Annotated in this window: 12 protein-coding genes; 2 read left to right on the top strand and 10 right to left on the bottom strand. The window is 72.7% G+C overall.

What is annotated here, in order from left to right; genetic code table 11:
• From aroC to AB1460_RS15130, 10 genes are all read right to left on the bottom strand, one after another.
• The gene (gene aroC, locus AB1460_RS15085; protein ID WP_368961898.1) at positions 1-1,185 is read right to left on the bottom strand and encodes a chorismate synthase; all 1,185 of its coding nucleotides are present in this window, start codon (positions 1,183-1,185) and stop codon (positions 1-3) included.
• Positions 1,186-1,342: 157 nt separating this feature from the next.
• A complete protein-coding gene (locus AB1460_RS15090; RefSeq protein WP_368961899.1) occupies positions 1,343-1,999 on the bottom strand; it encodes a prepilin peptidase in 657 nt (218 codons plus the stop codon).
• 10 nt (positions 2,000-2,009) lie between these two features.
• On the bottom strand, positions 2,010-2,972 hold the full coding sequence (locus tag AB1460_RS15095; RefSeq protein WP_368961900.1) for a shikimate dehydrogenase: 963 nt from the start codon (positions 2,970-2,972) through the stop codon (positions 2,010-2,012).
• Between the two features lie 3 nt (positions 2,973-2,975).
• Positions 2,976-4,406, bottom strand: coding sequence for an endolytic transglycosylase MltG (gene mltG / locus AB1460_RS15100; RefSeq protein WP_368961901.1), 1,431 nt, complete (start codon positions 4,404-4,406; stop codon positions 2,976-2,978).
• A complete protein-coding gene (gene ruvX / locus AB1460_RS15105) occupies positions 4,403-4,951 on the bottom strand; it encodes a Holliday junction resolvase RuvX (RefSeq protein WP_368961903.1) in 549 nt (182 codons plus the stop codon). Before ruvX ends, mltG begins: the two co-directional genes overlap by 4 nt.
• The gene (alaS, locus tag AB1460_RS15110) at positions 4,948-7,590 is read right to left on the bottom strand and encodes an alanine--tRNA ligase (protein WP_368961905.1); all 2,643 of its coding nucleotides are present in this window, start codon (positions 7,588-7,590) and stop codon (positions 4,948-4,950) included. Before alaS ends, ruvX begins: the two co-directional genes overlap by 4 nt.
• A 101-nt stretch (positions 7,591-7,691) precedes the next feature.
• A complete protein-coding gene (locus AB1460_RS15115) occupies positions 7,692-8,054 on the bottom strand; it encodes a hypothetical protein (RefSeq protein WP_368961907.1) in 363 nt (120 codons plus the stop codon).
• A complete protein-coding gene (locus AB1460_RS15120; protein WP_018635574.1) occupies positions 8,054-8,557 on the bottom strand; it encodes a DUF948 domain-containing protein in 504 nt (167 codons plus the stop codon). The genes AB1460_RS15115 and AB1460_RS15120 overlap by 1 nt, the downstream gene beginning before the upstream one ends.
• A gap of 261 nt (positions 8,558-8,818) precedes the next feature.
• Positions 8,819-10,285, bottom strand: coding sequence for a replication-associated recombination protein A (locus AB1460_RS15125; RefSeq protein WP_368961908.1), 1,467 nt, complete (start codon positions 10,283-10,285; stop codon positions 8,819-8,821).
• A gap of 98 nt (positions 10,286-10,383) precedes the next feature.
• Positions 10,384-11,514, bottom strand: coding sequence for an MHYT domain-containing protein (locus AB1460_RS15130; protein ID WP_368961910.1), 1,131 nt, complete (start codon positions 11,512-11,514; stop codon positions 10,384-10,386).
• Positions 11,515-12,584: 1,070 nt separating this feature from the next.
• Here AB1460_RS15130 and AB1460_RS15135 point away from each other — a divergent pair.
• Positions 12,585-13,595 (top strand): FadR/GntR family transcriptional regulator, encoded by a 1,011-nt coding sequence (locus AB1460_RS15135; protein WP_368961911.1) that lies wholly within the window; start codon positions 12,585-12,587, stop codon positions 13,593-13,595.
• A 772-nt stretch (positions 13,596-14,367) separates the two neighbouring features.
• The coding region (locus AB1460_RS15140; RefSeq protein ID WP_368961912.1) for a FadR/GntR family transcriptional regulator at positions 14,368-14,985 on the top strand (618 nt) is incomplete at its 3' end.

Raw genomic sequence — 14,985 nt, forward strand, 5'->3', positions numbered from 1 at the left:
TCAGCGCACCGCCAACGACTTGAGGTAGGCCTCGCAGTTGCGCCGGGACTCCTCGACCGAATCGCCGCCGAACTTCTCCAGCGCCGAACCGGCAAGCACCAGGGCGACCATGGCCTCGGCCACGACGCCGGCCGCGGGAACGGCGCAGACGTCGGACCGCTGGGCGATCGCCACAGCCGGGTCGCCGGTGGCGACGTCGATCGTCGCGAGCGGCCGCGACAGGGTGGAGATCGGCTTCATCGCGGCGCGGACGCGCAGCGGCTCACCGGTCGTCATGCCGCCCTCGACCCCGCCGGCGCGGTCGCTGGACCGCCGCACCCGCATGCCCGGCCCGTCGAGGGGCTCGATCTCGTCGTGCGCGACCGATCCGCGCCGCCGGGCGGTGAGGAAGCCGTCGCCGAACTCGACGCCCTTGATCGCCTGGATACCCATGAGCTCGGCCGCGATCCGCGCATCGAGCCGGCGGTCGCCGTGGACGTAGCTCCCCAGCCCCGGCGGGCAGCCGTAGGCGAGCACCTCGACGATGCCGCCGAGCGTGTCCGCGTCGCGGTGCGCGGCGTCGATCTCGGCGATCATGCGTGCGCTCGCGGCCGGGTCGGCACAGCGCACCGGATCGGCGTCGACCGCGGCCAGCGACACCGGCGGAGGCGTGCCCGGGGGCACCTCGGCCGCGCCGATCGCGACGACATGCGAGACGATCTCGATGCCGTACGCCTGCCGCAGGAGGGCCTTGGCGACCGTGCCGAGCGCCACCCGGGCGGCGGTCTCCCGTGCGCTCGCGCGCTCCAGGACCGGCCGCGCGTCGTCGAAGCCGTACTTCTGCATGCCGGCCAGGTCGGCGTGGCCGGGCCGGGGACGGGTCAGCGGAGCGTTGCGGCCGAGCCCCGCCAGCTCCTCGGCGTCGACCGGATCGGGTGACATGACCCGATCCCACTTGGGCCACTCGGTGTTGCGGACGACGATGCTGACCGGGCCGCCGATGGTCACGCCGTGGCGCATTCCACCGAGCAGCTCGATCTCGTCGCGCTCGAACTTCATCCGCGCGCCACGGCCATGGCCGAGACGGCGACGGGCCAGCTCGGCACCGATCTCCGCCCGGGTCACCGCGATGCCCGCGGGCAGCCCCTCGACCGTCGCGACCAGAGCGGGGCCATGCGACTCCCCCGCCGTCAACCAGCGCACCATGTCGCCCAGTCTTTCACGGCGGGCAGCCCCCGCACGACCGCCGGACCTCGCACCGAAGCGGATCGACCGGCCAGGTCAGCCCAAAACGACCCAGGCCCACCCACAGCAGGCCAGCGGCGGGCGTGGCCATCCCGGTGATCCCTCGCTCATCCCTTGCTCATCCCGTGCACAGCACCGCGATCAGAGCACCGGTGAGCAGAAACGGGCCGTAGGCGATCGGATCACGCCGGGACACCCGGCGCAGGAGCAGCAGTGCCATCGCCACCAGCCCGGAGAGCGTGGTCGTCGCGACGAACCAGACCGCGACGGCCGGCCATCCCAGCCAGCCCACCGCCATGCCGAGCAGCCCGGCGAGCTTCACGTCCCCCCGTCCGAGACCTGCGCCCGGGAGGAGCCGCAGCCCCCCGTACAACAGCCAGGCCAACGCTCCGGCGACCACCGCCCGCGACCAGCGGCCCGGTGCGTCCTCCCCCACCGTGGGCAACACGAGCAGGACGGCCAGCACGGCGTAGGAGGGCAGCACGATCCGGTCGGGCAACCGGTGCACCCGCAGGTCGACGACCGCGAGCAGCACGCCGACGACGGTCAGGTACAGGTAGGCGGGCAGCCGGCCGGTATGCGGGTAGATCACCGCGGCCACGGCCGCGAGCAGGCCCAGGGTGATCGCGGTCAGGGCGGGACCTGAGGGCACCGCCCGCCGGGGCGGCCGGTCGTCCACCGGTTCGAAGGAACCGACGACCCCGGGCAGCGCCACGACCGGCAGCGCCGCACAGCCGACGGCCAGGGCAGTCACCGCGGCCGTCACCAGGCTCATCCGCCGGCGCTCATCCGCCGGGTCCCGTCGCCACGGGATCCGCCGCCGGCCCCGCCGCGGCTGGGTCGCTCACGAGCTCCACGCGGCCGTTACGGCGCGACGACAGTGCCGCCAGCCCCGCGGCGAGCAGCGCGCCCTCGTCCACCGCGCGCCCGGTGAAGTGGTGGACCTGCCCGACCGCCTGCCCGACCAGGACCTCCAGGCCACCGACCACCCGGGCGCCGGACCGGTAGGCGCCGGCGGCCAGGGCCGTCGGCCAGGGGTGGTAGAGCAGTTCCAGCAACGGGCAGGTGACCGGCCACGGATGCCGGGCCAGGACATCCGTCGCCCCGGCCGGCGTGGTGGAGATCACCAGGTCGGGACCGGCGGGCATCCCACCGGCGAGGATCCCCCACGGCAGGGCGGTGACCGAGACGCCGAGCCGGGCGCCGATCCCCACCAGCTCGGAGACCGAGCCTGGGCGGCGGGCGACGATCGCGACCCGCCCGGCACCCGCCCGGGCGAGGGCCGCGACGGCCGCCCGCGCCGTCCCGCCCGCCCCGAGCACCAGTGGCTGGACGGGCACGGCGCGGCCCAGCAGCCGTTGCAGCGCGTATCCGACGCCGTCGACGTCGGTGTTGAAGCCGGCCAGCCGACCACCCGGCCGGACCACCACCGTGTTCGCGGCGCCGAGCAGCGCCGCCGTCGGATCGGTCTCGTCGAGCAGGTCGACGACGGCCGTCTTGAGCGGCATGGTCAGCGAGACGCCGGCCCAGCCGGGCTCGGTCCGCAGCCGGTTCAGCATGGCCGGCAGCCCGGCCTCGTCACACTCGATCGCGGTGTAGCTCCAGTCGTCCAACCCCAGGCGCGCGTAGGCGGACATGTGCAGCACCGGTGAGAGGGAGTGCCCCACCGGTGCGCCCAGCACCGCCGCACGCCGGACGACCCCACCCGGCCCGGCAGGCTCCGTCTGGTCACCTGAGCTGATCGCCACGCCCTACTCCGATCCTCCCTGGCGGCGGTACTCCGCCATCGCCTCGTCGAACTCCGCCTGGTTCGCGGCGAAGACGGTCTCCCGGGTCTGCGGCATGGAGACGAAGTAGAACCAGGGCCCGGCCGCCGGGTTCAACGCCGACTCCAGCGCCCACGTGCTCGGGCTCGCGATCGCGCCGGGCGGCAGGCCCGGGACGGCGCGGGTGTTGTACGGGTCGTTGTTGCGCAACTGGTCCTGCGTGAGCGGGCCCTCGTACTCGTCCATGGCGTAGCGGGTGGTCGAGTCCATGTCGAGGCGACGGAAGGCGCCGCTGTCGTCCGCGAGCCGGTTGTAGATGACCCGGGCCACCTTGGGCCCCTCGCTCTCGTTCGCGACCTCCTTCTCGATGATGGAGGCCACGATCACGATGGCACCCGGCTCCTGGCCCAGTGCCCGGGCGCGGCCCGCGATGTCGTGCTCGTCGGCGTAGGCGCTGAAGCGGGCCACGGCCTCCTTCAGGATGTCGACCGGGTCGGTGTCCGGCGCCACGTCGTACGTCGACGGGAACAGGTAGCCCTCGAGGTTGCCTCCGGCGTAGTCGGGCAGGCCCAGCGAGCTCGGGTCCCGGGCCAGCGCCTCGAGCTCCGCCAACGGAGTGCCGGTCCGCTCGGACAACGCCAGCAGCACCTTGCGGACCGTGTCCCCGGGGTTGATGGTGTACCGGAACAGCGCGGAGGACGCGCCGTCGAGCAAAGCGTCCAGCGCCGACGCCGCGCTCATCTTCGAACGCAGCCGGTAGGTCCCGGGCTGGATCGACAGCGCCCGGCTGTCCCGGGTCGCGACGTTCACGAACGCCCGGCCGCTGGCGATGACATCCGCGTTCGCCAGCGCGGAGCCGATGTCGGAGGACGTGGCGCCGGCGGGGATCTGGACGACGACGATGCCCTCACCGATGCCCGTGTAGTCGGCGGCGGGCTCCCCGCCGACGCGGCCGATGACCTTGCCGATACCGAAGATGCCCGCGCCGAGCAGCGCTGCGACCACCACAAGGACACCGATCAGCTTCGGCAGCGCCCGCGTCGGCCGGCGCCCACCGGACGCCTCCGGATGCCCGCGGCCTCCCCGGCGGCCCGCGCCGTCGTCGTCCCCGTACCCGCCGCCGCCGTACCCGCCGTCGTCGGCGTAGGCGGAATCCCCGTCGTAGCCGGCCGGAGCCGGGCCATAGTCGTCCGAGTCGGGATCGTCGGAGGCGTGACTGCTCGCGCCATACCCGACCTCGCCGTAAGCGGCCTCGTCGTAGCCGGGATCGTCGTAGCCGGCGCGGTCCTGGCTACGCCGGCCGGGACCGGATGACGCCGCGGCCCGGCGGCGCTCGGCGCGCCCGCCCACCCGGCGGTCGTCGCGGTCGTCGTCGTAGCCGAAAAGGTCGTCGAATCCGCCCCCGTTCCGGCTCACGCCGGATCCAGAGGCCGCGGAGTACCGCCCCGGGCGGCGCCGCCGGTTCCCCCTCGTGCCCGACGGATGTCCAGGTGGTGCTGGAGGATCTGCACTGCTGCCTCCTGATCCACAAGATCACGGCGGGCCCGCGACCGCAGTCCGCGCTCAGCCATTCTGCGATGAGCGACGACCGTGGTGAGCCGCTCATCGACGAGACGGACCGGTACGGGCGCGACACGCGAGGAAAGGACCTCGGCGTACTCCCGCGCGTGGCGGACCGCATCACCCTCCCGGCCGGAAAGGTGGCGCGGCAGACCGACGACAACCTCGACAGCGTGCCTCTCCCGGACGATGTCGGCAAGCTCGTCGACGTCCGTGTGACGACGACCGGACCCGGACCGGCGCAGCGTGGTGACCGGAACGGCCAGCAGCCCGTCCGGATCGCTGGCCGCGACCCCGACCCGCACCGAGCCGACATCCACCCCGATCCGGACCCCGCGGCCGGCGTCACGGCCGCTGTCAGGGTCGGGCGTGTCAGGGCCGGGCGCCCCGGTGTCGCTCACGCGCTCTGGTCGGCGACCAGCTCGCGGATCCGGGCGAACACCTTCGGGATCATCGAGGCGTCACCCCGGCCGCCCTGCGCAACGTCCGGCTTCCCGCCGCCCTTGCCGCCGAGCGCGGCCCAGGACTGGCGGACCAGGTCGCCGGCCCGCAGCCCCCGCCCGCGGGCGGCGTCGTCGGTCGCGATGACGATCGACGCCCCCGCCTCCTCGACGACGGCCACAACCGCGGGGCGGCCGGCGAGCCGGCCCCGCACGTCCAGGGCCAGCAGGCGCACGTCGTCCGCGGGGGTTCCCGCCGGCACCTGGGCGGCGACGAGGGCGACCCCGCCGACCTCCTCGGCGCCGGCCGCGAGGGCGGCCGCACCGGCCAGTACCGCCTGCGCCCGCACCCGCTCCAGCTCCCGCTCCGCGTCGCGAAGGCGGGCGACGATGTCCGCGACCCGGTCCGCGAGCTCGTCGGGACGGGCCTTCAGCGCACCGGACAGCTGGGAGACGAGCAGGTGCTCGCGGGCCAGGAAGCGGAAGGCGTCCATCCCGACCAGCGCCTCGACCCGGCGCGTTCCGGCCGAGATGGACGACTCGGACAGAAGCTTGATCGCGCCGAGCTGCGCCGAACTGGACACGTGCGTGCCGCCGCAGAGCTCGCGGGCGTAGTCTCCGACGTCCACGACTCGGACCTCGTCGCCGTACTTCTCGCCGAACAGCGCCATCGCGCCGAGACTGCGCGCCTCCTGCTGTGAGGTGATGTACCAGCGGACCTCGAGATCGCGCAGCGCGACCTCGTTGACCTCGTCCTCGACGTCGGCGAGGACCGAGTCGGGGATCGCGCCGACCGCGTGGAAGTCGAAGCGCAGCCGCCCCGGCGAGTTCAGCGACCCGGCCTGCGTGGCCGACTCGCCCAGCGCCCGGCGGAACGCGGTGTGCACGAGATGGGTGGCGGTGTGCGAGCGGGACACCGCACGCCGGCGCTGGGCGTCGACCTCGGCGGCGACGTCCGCGCCGACCCGCAGCTCGCCGCGCAGCACCTTCACCCGGTGCATGACCAGCTCGGGCACGGGGCGCTGGACGTCGAGGACCTCGCACTCGCCGCCGTCGAAACGGATCCGGCCGAGGTCCGCCTCCTGGCCACCGCCCTCGGCGTAGAAGGGCGTCGTGTCCAGGATGATGCCGACCTCGTCGCCCTCGCCGACCGTGGTCAGGCTGCTGCCGTCACCGATGCCGACGATGCCGACCACGCCGGACTCGCGAGCCAGCTCGGAGTAGCCGGTGAAGGCGGTGGGTCCGGCGGTGGCGAGGATCGGCCGGAAGGCCGACAGGTCGAGGTTGCCGATCCGCCGCGACGCCCGGTCCGCCTTCGCCGTCTGGCGCTGGCGCTCCATCAGGCGGCGGAAACCGGCCTCGTCCACCGTCAGGCCCGCGTCGGCGGCCATGTCGATCGTCAGATCGATGGGGAACCCGTAGGTGTCGTGCAGCCGGAACGCGGACTCGCCGCTGAGCTGCGCGGACCCGGTGGAACGCGCCTGGGAGGCCGCGGTGTCGAACAGCGTGGTGCCCGTCCGCAGCGTCTCCAGGAACGCGCCCTCCTCCGCGACCGCCACCGCGGTGATCGCCTCCGCCTGGTCGACCAGCTCCGGGTAGATCGGGCCCATCGCCTCGCGGACCTCGGCGAACAGCTCCGCCATCACCGGCTCGCGGGCGCCGAGCAGCCGGGCGTCGCGCACCGCGCGCCGCAGCATCCGCCGCAGGACGTAGCCACGCCCCTCGTTGGACGGGGAGACCCCGTCCGAGATCAGCATCGCCGCGGTCCGGGTGTGGTCCGCGACGACGCGCAGCCGGACGTCGGCCGCCGGGTCCGCTCCGTAGCGGGCACCGGTGAGCCGGCCGGCGGCGTCCAGCACCGGGCGGGAGATGTCGATCTCGTAGAGGTTCTCGACCCCCTGCAGGAGGGTGGCCATGCGTTCGAGGCCCATGCCGGTGTCGATGCTGCGGCTGGGCAGGTCCCCGACGATCTCGTAGCCGTACTCGCTGCCCTCGCCCCGCGCGTACTGCATGAAGACGAGGTTCCAGATCTCCAGGTAGCGGTTCTCGTCCGCCTCCGGGCCGCCGTCGCGCCCGTACTCGGGCCCGCGGTCGAAGTAGATCTCGCTGCACGGGCCGCACGGGCCCGGCACGCCCATCGACCAGAAGTTGTCCTCCTTGCCGCGCCGCTGGATGCGCGACGGCGGCAGCAGCGTGCGCCAGATCTCCTCGGCCTCGTCGTCGTCAAGGTAGACGGTGGCCCACAGGTCGTCCGGCCGGAAGCCGTAGCCCTCGGTGATCAGCTCGAAGGCGAACGGGATCGCCTCGGCCTTGAAGTAGTCGCCGAAGGAGAAGTTCCCGCACATCTGGAAGAAGGAGGCGTGCCGGGCGGTGCGGCCGACGTTGTCGATGTCCACGGTCCGCACGCATTTCTGCACGCTGGTCGCCCGGCTCCACGGCGGCGTGAGGTCACCGACGAAGTAGGGCTTGAACGGCACCATGCCAGCGTTCACCAGCAGCAGGGTCGGGTCCTGCGCCACCAGGGACGCACTGGGGACCACGGTGTGACCCCGCTCGGAGAAGTGGTTCAGAAAGCGGCGGCGGATCTCGGCCGTGTCCATCGGTTCACGTCGTCCAGGGTCGTCGGGATGGGTCGGCCGACCAGCGGGAAGCCGGCCGGCGCCGGATCCGCGGCCTGGGTCGGCCGTCACCGGCTGGAAGGTCAGGGCCGGCGTGCCCCCGGCACCAGGCGCATCGTCTGCTCCGGATCGAACGCCGCGGGCCCCGAGGAACCCTGTGGCGCGCCCCGGAGGACATCACCACCGGCAGGGTCACCGGGCCGGCCGCGGGCGGGGTCATCCGGACCGCCGGCGGCATCCGGCTCGTCCAGGCCGAGCGCGGAGCGTATCTCCTCCTCCCGCTCGGCCATGGCCTCACCCACATCGGCCGCGAACTCCCGCATCGACTGTACGAGAGACCCCGCGACGCTGGTCGGCGAGAGTGCCGACACAGCCCTGGCCACCTGCCGCACCGCCAGCACGCCCGTCGCCGCACCGAGCGCGACGTAGAACACCCGGGTCACCATCAGCGGCCACCGCTCCGGCCGTCGCTGCCGGCGCCGACCGCGCTGCCCGCGGGCGCGCGCCTGGCAGCCCGCCGTTGCGACTTCTCCGCCTTCATCTGGGCGGACACCCGGGCCGTGAGGTCGGCCTTCGAGCGCTTCGCGACCGCCTGGCGCACCCCGTAGCTGAACGCCGCGACCCGCACCACCGGGCCGCCGAGCGTCGCGGCGAACAGCGACGTCAGGGACGAGACGTTGGTCGTCACCGTCTCCACGTTCGCCGTGATCGCGTCGATCCGGCCCAGCTCCTTGTTCACGTGCGCGAGGGCGACGTTCACCTCGTCGACGGTCGTGCCCGCCTGGCGGACGCGCGCGGTGCCCTCGTCGATCGCGATTCCGGTCTGCCGCACCCGGGCAGCCGTCTCGTCGAAGATCTTGCCGAGCTTGAACAGGACATAGCAGGCGAAGAGCACGAGCACCGCGAACGCCCCCGAGGCGATCAGGCCCGCGACCGCACCACCGGACATGTGCTTCGCCTCCATCGTTGTCGGTAACGCTGGTCTGGATGACGCCTGCTTCTGGATGATGCCTGGCCGTGCCGGACCCGGATCGCACCGCTCGCGGGCGAAGCCCCGCGCGGGCGAGTCGTCAGGCCCGTCGTGCCGGCCACGGCGCAGGGACCACCGGAGCCGTTCGCCAGTGACCTTACCGACCAGTGCGCGCACACCACCGGTAACCCCCGGGCCGTCCGTGTCCGTCCCGGGCCGGGCACAGCCGGGAACAGGCCCTCAGCCCTCGTCTCCCGCCGGGGGCGCGGAGGGCGGCGAGGGCTGTCCGCGCAGGACCCCGCGCAGGAACCGCACCCGGTCAGCCGCCCGGCGCTCGAACCCGTGCTCTGACGGGCGGTAGTAGTCCGACCGGGCGAGGACGTCCGGTGCGTACTGCTGACGGACCACCCCTTCCGGGTGATCGTGTGGGTACTGGTAGCCAGCGCCGTGGCCCAGCCGTGTGGCGCCCCGGTAGTGGGCGTCACGCAGGTGCGACGGCACCGGGCCCAGCCGGCCGGCACGCACGTCCGCCGCCGCGGCGTCCATCGCCGTGATCACCGCGTTCGACTTCGGCGCGAGCGTCAGATGGATCACCGCCTGGCCGAGAGCGAGGCGCGCCTCGGGCAGGCCCACCAGTTCCAGTGCCTGCGCCGCCGACACCGCGACGCCGAGCGCCCCCGGGTCGGCCATGCCGATGTCCTCACTGGCGAGGATGACCATGCGGCGGGCGACGAACCGCGGGTCCTCCCCCGCCTCGAGCATCCGGGCCAGGTAGTGCAGAGCGGCGTCGACGTCGCCGCCGCGCATCGACTTGATGAAGGCGCTCACCACGTCGTAGTGCTGGTCGCCCTCGCGGTCGTAGCGGACCGCGGCTCGGTCGACCGCGCGCTCCAACAGCTCCAGCCCGAGCGGGACGGGGCCGGGGACGTCTCCGGCCCCGTCGCCGTCCCCGGGGCTGCCGGTCGCGCCGTCCCCGGGGCTGCCGGTCGCGCCGTCCCCGGGGCTGCCGGTCGCGGCGGATCTCCTCGCCCCCTCCAGCGCCGCCTCGGCGCCAGCCTCGAGCGCGGTCAGCGCCCGCCGGGCATCCCCGCCGGCGAGCCGCACGAGATGCTCCCGCGCCTCCCCGGTCAGCTCCACCGCGCCGCCGTAGCCGCGCGGATCACGAACCGCCCGCTCGATCAGCTCGACGATGTCGGCGTCGGTCAGCGGCTCGAGGGTGAGCAGCAACGACCGGGAGAGCAACGGAGAGACGACGGAGAAGAAGGGGTTCTCGGTGGTCGCGGCGACCAGGGTGACCCACCCCTTCTCCACCGAGGGCAGCAGGGCGTCCTGCTGCGTCCGGGTGAAGCGGTGCACCTCGTCGATGAACAGGACGGTGCGCACGCCCGACATGGACAGGGTGCCCCTGGCCTCGTCCACGACCGCGCGGACGTCCTTCACCCCCGCGGTGACCGCCGACAGCTCGCGGAACCGGCGGCGGCTGGCCCGCGACACGATGTGGGCCAGCGTCGTCTTGCCGGTGCCGGGAGGCCCCCAGAGCACGACCGAGGTCATGCCACCGCCCTCGACCAGCCGGCGCAGCGGGCTCCCCGCAGCCAGCAGGTGACGCTGGCCGACCAGTTCGTCCAGATTTCGCGGGCGAAGCCTGGCCGCGAGCGGGCCGGACGAGTCCGGCAGCCCCGGCACGTCGGCGTCGAAGAGGCTCACCCGCCCACCGTACGGCGGGTGGATCCAGTGGCCGCACGGCCCGGGGGCCTCGCAGGCCCGCGGGCCTCACAGGCCCGCGGTCGGGCGCCGGTGGCCGACTACGCGCCGTCCGGCCGGCCTGTCCAGGTGGACGGCTGGGCTCCCGCGCCAGGCTGCGCCCAGTGCTCGCCTGCCGGCTGCTCCGGCAGTTGGGCCCAGCCCGACGGCGCGGGTCGCTCTGGCTGCTGGGACCACCCCGCCGGTTCCGCCCACGCCGGAGGGCCGGCTGGCCCGGGCTCCCCCGTCCACTCCCGGTCTGCCGGCCGCGTGGTGCCCGCCGGCCCTGCCGGGACCATCCTGCCTCCCTCACGGGGAGGACCCGCGGCCCGAGAACGGACCGCCTCATGGCGGCCGGCCTCGCGCGAGCGGCCGACCTGGTCGACCTGGTCGGGACGGTCGGGACGGTCCAGCGGGCCGGTCGACTCGGCACGCTGCCGTGGCCGGGCGGGCGCCGCGGTCGGCGCGGGAAGACCACGGCGGTGGCCGTGGACGCGTGTGGAGGAGAAGGGATCGGCATAGGTGACCCCACCCAGCGCCGCGAAGATGACGACCGCGAGCACCGAGAACGCCAGGACACAGACGAGAAGCGCGAGAGTGATCGGATCGGCGCCGGTGACTGGTTCGGGTGTCGCGGTCGCCTCGACCCTGGTGGCGACCATGGCCGTGTAGTGCATGCCGCAGACCGCGATGGCCATGACGACCGAGGCGACCGCCACGTGCCACCCTGTCACCACCCGGAAGGCGATCCACATGGCGGCCAGCGCCGCGCCGATGGCGATGGCGACCGACAGCACGACGATCGGGCGCCGGTAGGTGATGTCACTGCCCACATGCATCGCGGCCATACCCGTGTAGTGCATCGCCGCGACCCCCAGCCCGGCGATGACACCGCCGGCGGCGAGTCGCGCGCGGCTCTCCCGGCGGCGGGCGACGAGAGAGAGACCCACCGCAGACACCACGATCGCGATGAGCAGCGACAACCCGGTCAACGGGAGGCTGTAGCGCAGGTCCCGGTCGGCGACCTGGTAGCCGATCATCCCGATGAAGTGCATCGACCAGACCGCCCCGCCCCCCAGCGAGACGGCGGCGAGCGTCGTCCAGACGTACCGCGACCGACCCACCGCAAAAGGTATGCGCATGGAGCAGACCAACGCGGCGAACGACCCGATCATCGCCAGCAGGACGGACACCGCAACAAACAGAAGATCCTGACTCGCGTGTTGATGGGCAGCCTGCGCCGTGATCAATGTTCCCCCCGGGAGCGAAAAGACGCCCATTTCTAACACAACTTCTCAGTTATCGACAATAAGTCCACTAATTTATACGTTAAGAGATCAGGGCACCCGCTACGCGACGAAGACAGCCGTCTCGGGACTTCAGTCCCTGACGTGGCAGCCCAGGAGGCCCTTCCTTCCCCGGCCGATCTGCCTCACCCAGGACCAGGCTCGTCACGATGAGTGACCACCAGCAACCTCGACCTCAGGCCCGCCCTCGGACCAAACAGACTTTCCCGCGGCGACACCCGGCCATTCACGACACCTCGCCCTAGCCTCCCGAGAAGTCCCTCCGCACTCCGGGTAACCATCGAACGAAATAGCATCGAAATATCAGTGAAGCAGGACGGACACAGGGACCGCCGGCGGCTGCCGATTCGGGCCGGGGGCAGTGACGGCCCATCGCGTATTGGCAGCCCGGGAGGAACGCCCGTTTGCGACATGAAGCGACGCGCGGGATGCCCTGGCTCGAAAGTGCCACTGCCGGTCGAAGGCGTGGATGGGATGCGACACGGCCGCCGGATGACGTGCGCGGTGGACCCGGTCCGGTCGGGCGCGGAGGAGCGGCTGGTGGGCCGGAGCGGGGATGAGCTGCTTCGCAGTCGAAACTGCCAGCGCAGGAGCATTCCCAGACGCATGTGCATCCTCCGATGACGCTTCTGTGCCACCCGGGCCCCGGCCTCCGGACCTGCGCAGATGCCAAACCACGGGCGGTGGGGCACCCATGGGTAGCTGCAATCGGTTGACTGGAGACCCTTATCTGGAACACGCTTCCGGGTGCCGGGGGGCAAACGTCAGTGCCGTCCACGGGGAACACTCCGGTGCCGGCGCGGAACACATCCGGAAAGGAAACTCATCACACTGCGGGTGTCGTCCCCGCCGCCGGCGTTCGCGAGCTGGGGCGAGGGTGGCAACCGCCGTCGGAGCAGTCATGGCTGCGTTGGAAAGACCGACGAAGGCCAACGAGTACATCCGGAGGAAGACCAGTGTCTGACGGGCTCACGCCAACCGGCCGGAATGCAGTACCCGGCGCCCTCCACAGCCCGGTGCGCAGCTCCCCCCGCAGCGCCGCGCCGACAGGCGGCGCACCCCTCGGTGGGCACCCCGGCGGTGGACATGCCGCCGGTGGCCACACCACGAACCGACGTCCCAAGACCGGGCATGTCCACGCCGGCCATCTGCACGGCGGCCCTCTCGACAACGGCTCTCTCGACAGCGGCGCGGTCAGCCTCGCTGTCGGCCCGCCGCAGGAGTTCACCTCCCGGCTCGGCCAGCGCACCCTCGCCTCCAGACTGGCCCGCACCATCGAGCTGGAGATCATCCGTCGCGGCTGGCCCGTCGGCGAGGGACTCGGCTCCGAAGCCCAGCTCATGGAGCGCTACCAGGTCGGCAGATCCGTGCTGCGCGAGGCGGTCCGGCTGCTGGAAAGCCGCTGGGTCGCGCGACCTCGGCCGGGGCCCGGGGGCGGCCTCGTCGTGACCGCCCCCGACCACGATGGCGTCCGCGACGTAGCCCGGGTCTACCTCGACTTCGCTCGGGCCCGGCCGGAGCACCTGTGCGAGACCTGGTCAGCGCTGGAGGCAGTGGCCGTGCGGCGGCTGGCCGAGCAGATCGACACCGCCGGCCTCGCCCGGCTGCGCGGTGCACTGGAGCCGATCGCGCCCGGCGCCCGGGCCACCGGCGGGCGGTCGCGGAACCGGCCGGGCGGCTCACGCTCGGGCCCCGTCGCCGCCGGCACGGCCGGTGAGGCGTCCGTGCTGCTGCACCTGGAGATCGCCCGCCTGGCGGGCAATCCGGCCGCCGAGCTGTTCATCCGGGTACTCGCGGATCTCGCGCATCCGCACGACGAGGGTGACCGGCTGGGGCAGTGGTGGCAGCATCCGCTGCATGCCGAGATCGTCGACGCGATCACCCGGGGCGAGGCCGCACTGGCGGAGCATCTCGCCCGGTCCTGCATCCGGCGGCACGTCGAGGAAGCCATCGCCCAGCGGCACTGATTACCCGCTCACCCGCACCCGCACCCGCACCTGACCCGGCGACCGGCGCCGCTCGCGCCGCCTGCCGGCAGCCTTGTGGGCCCGGTTGCCGCATACCTGGCCACATGTGCGCCCGGGACGCGTTGTCGTCCCGGGCGCAATGCGTGCAGCACTATTGCGGGGCCGGACTCATTGCGGCACGCACGTATTTCCGGGCGGGGCACGGCGCACGGACCTGATCCGCAACGCGGCGTGATGGGAACACCGGTGGCGGGGCATGCTGACGGACGTTTCCGGGTGGTGCAGGAGCGGGGCGCTGCAGGAGCGGGACGGCCCTGCCGGGGCCGCACCCACCGGCCTTCATCCGTCAGAGCTCGCACAGTAACCTGGTTACCCCCGCCACCACCGGTGTCTCAATGGTGGAAAGCCGTCCGTGGCGCCGCCGGCGTGGGCCTGTGACACCGGAAGAAAAAGCCACGGACACAGGTGCCGGTCTATCCGCAGCGCGGGTGTGATTGCATCGACAACAGAACCTCGGGCGAGATGGAGTACCTGGGCGACACCCCGCGGGCAGTCGCACCGAAGCACATGAGGACCACATACCCGGCGGCACACTGGGCACTCCCCCGATTCCGGACCGTGTATCGTTCTTTCCGCCAGACGGAGAAACCGGCCTCGGCGGCAGCAGCGTGCCCGGGTTGGTGTCACAATCGACCCCATTCATCGGTACCGGCGGCGCGTCGGAACGCCCACGGCGCCATGCGCTGCGACCGTTCTCGAGAGGCACGGAAGAATGACGGTATCCGCGCAGCAGCATGACGGTCGGAACGCACCCGGTACGAGCGGGCCGTCAGCGGCCCGGACCGAGCCCCGCAACGGCCTGGCTCGCCAGCAGATCCGGGTGCCAAAAACCGCGGAACTCGTCGCAGCCCAGCTCCGCCGCCAGATCGTCCGCGGTGAACTCGTCGAAGGCGACGCCCTGCCCCCCGAAGCCGTCCTCATGGAACAGTTCGGCGTCTCCCGCCCCACCCTGCGCGAAGCCTTCCGCGTCCTCGAATCCGAAGCCCTCATCTCCGTCCGCCGCGGCGCCCACGGCGGAGCCCGCGTCCACACCCCCGACGGCCAGGTCGCCGCCCGCTACGCCGGCCTCGTCCTCGAACACCGCCACACCACCGTCGCCGACGTCCACACCGCCCACACCCTGCTCGAACCCGCCGCCGTCCGCCTCCTCGCCACCCACCACACCGACACCACCCTCACCGCCCTGCACACCGCCCTCACCCACACCGACCCCAATCACTTCCACCACCAGCTCCTCGAACACGCCGGCAACCAGACCCTCACCATGATCGCCGGCATGCTCCGCCACATCCTCGACACCCACACCAACCCCAGACCAGCAAAAATACAC

This window comes from Parafrankia sp. FMc2 (assembly GCF_041008525.1).
Taxonomy (GTDB): domain Bacteria; phylum Actinomycetota; class Actinomycetes; order Frankiales; family Frankiaceae; genus Parafrankia.

What these genes read in the sequence shown, in the direction of transcription:
- alaS (WP_368961905.1), bottom strand. Translation starts at nt 7,590, where the DNA reads ATGGACACGGCCGAGATCCGCCGCCGCTTTCTGAACCACTTCTCCGAG.
- AB1460_RS15115 (WP_368961907.1), bottom strand. Translation starts at nt 8,054, where the DNA reads ATGGTGACCCGGGTGTTCTACGTCGCGCTCGGTGCGGCGACGGGCGTG.
- AB1460_RS15120 (WP_018635574.1), bottom strand. Translation starts at nt 8,557, where the DNA reads ATGTCCGGTGGTGCGGTCGCGGGCCTGATCGCCTCGGGGGCGTTCGCG.
- AB1460_RS15090 (WP_368961899.1), bottom strand. Translation starts at nt 1,999, where the DNA reads ATGAGCCTGGTGACGGCCGCGGTGACTGCCCTGGCCGTCGGCTGTGCG.
- aroC (WP_368961898.1), bottom strand. Translation starts at nt 1,185, where the DNA reads ATGGTGCGCTGGTTGACGGCGGGGGAGTCGCATGGCCCCGCTCTGGTC.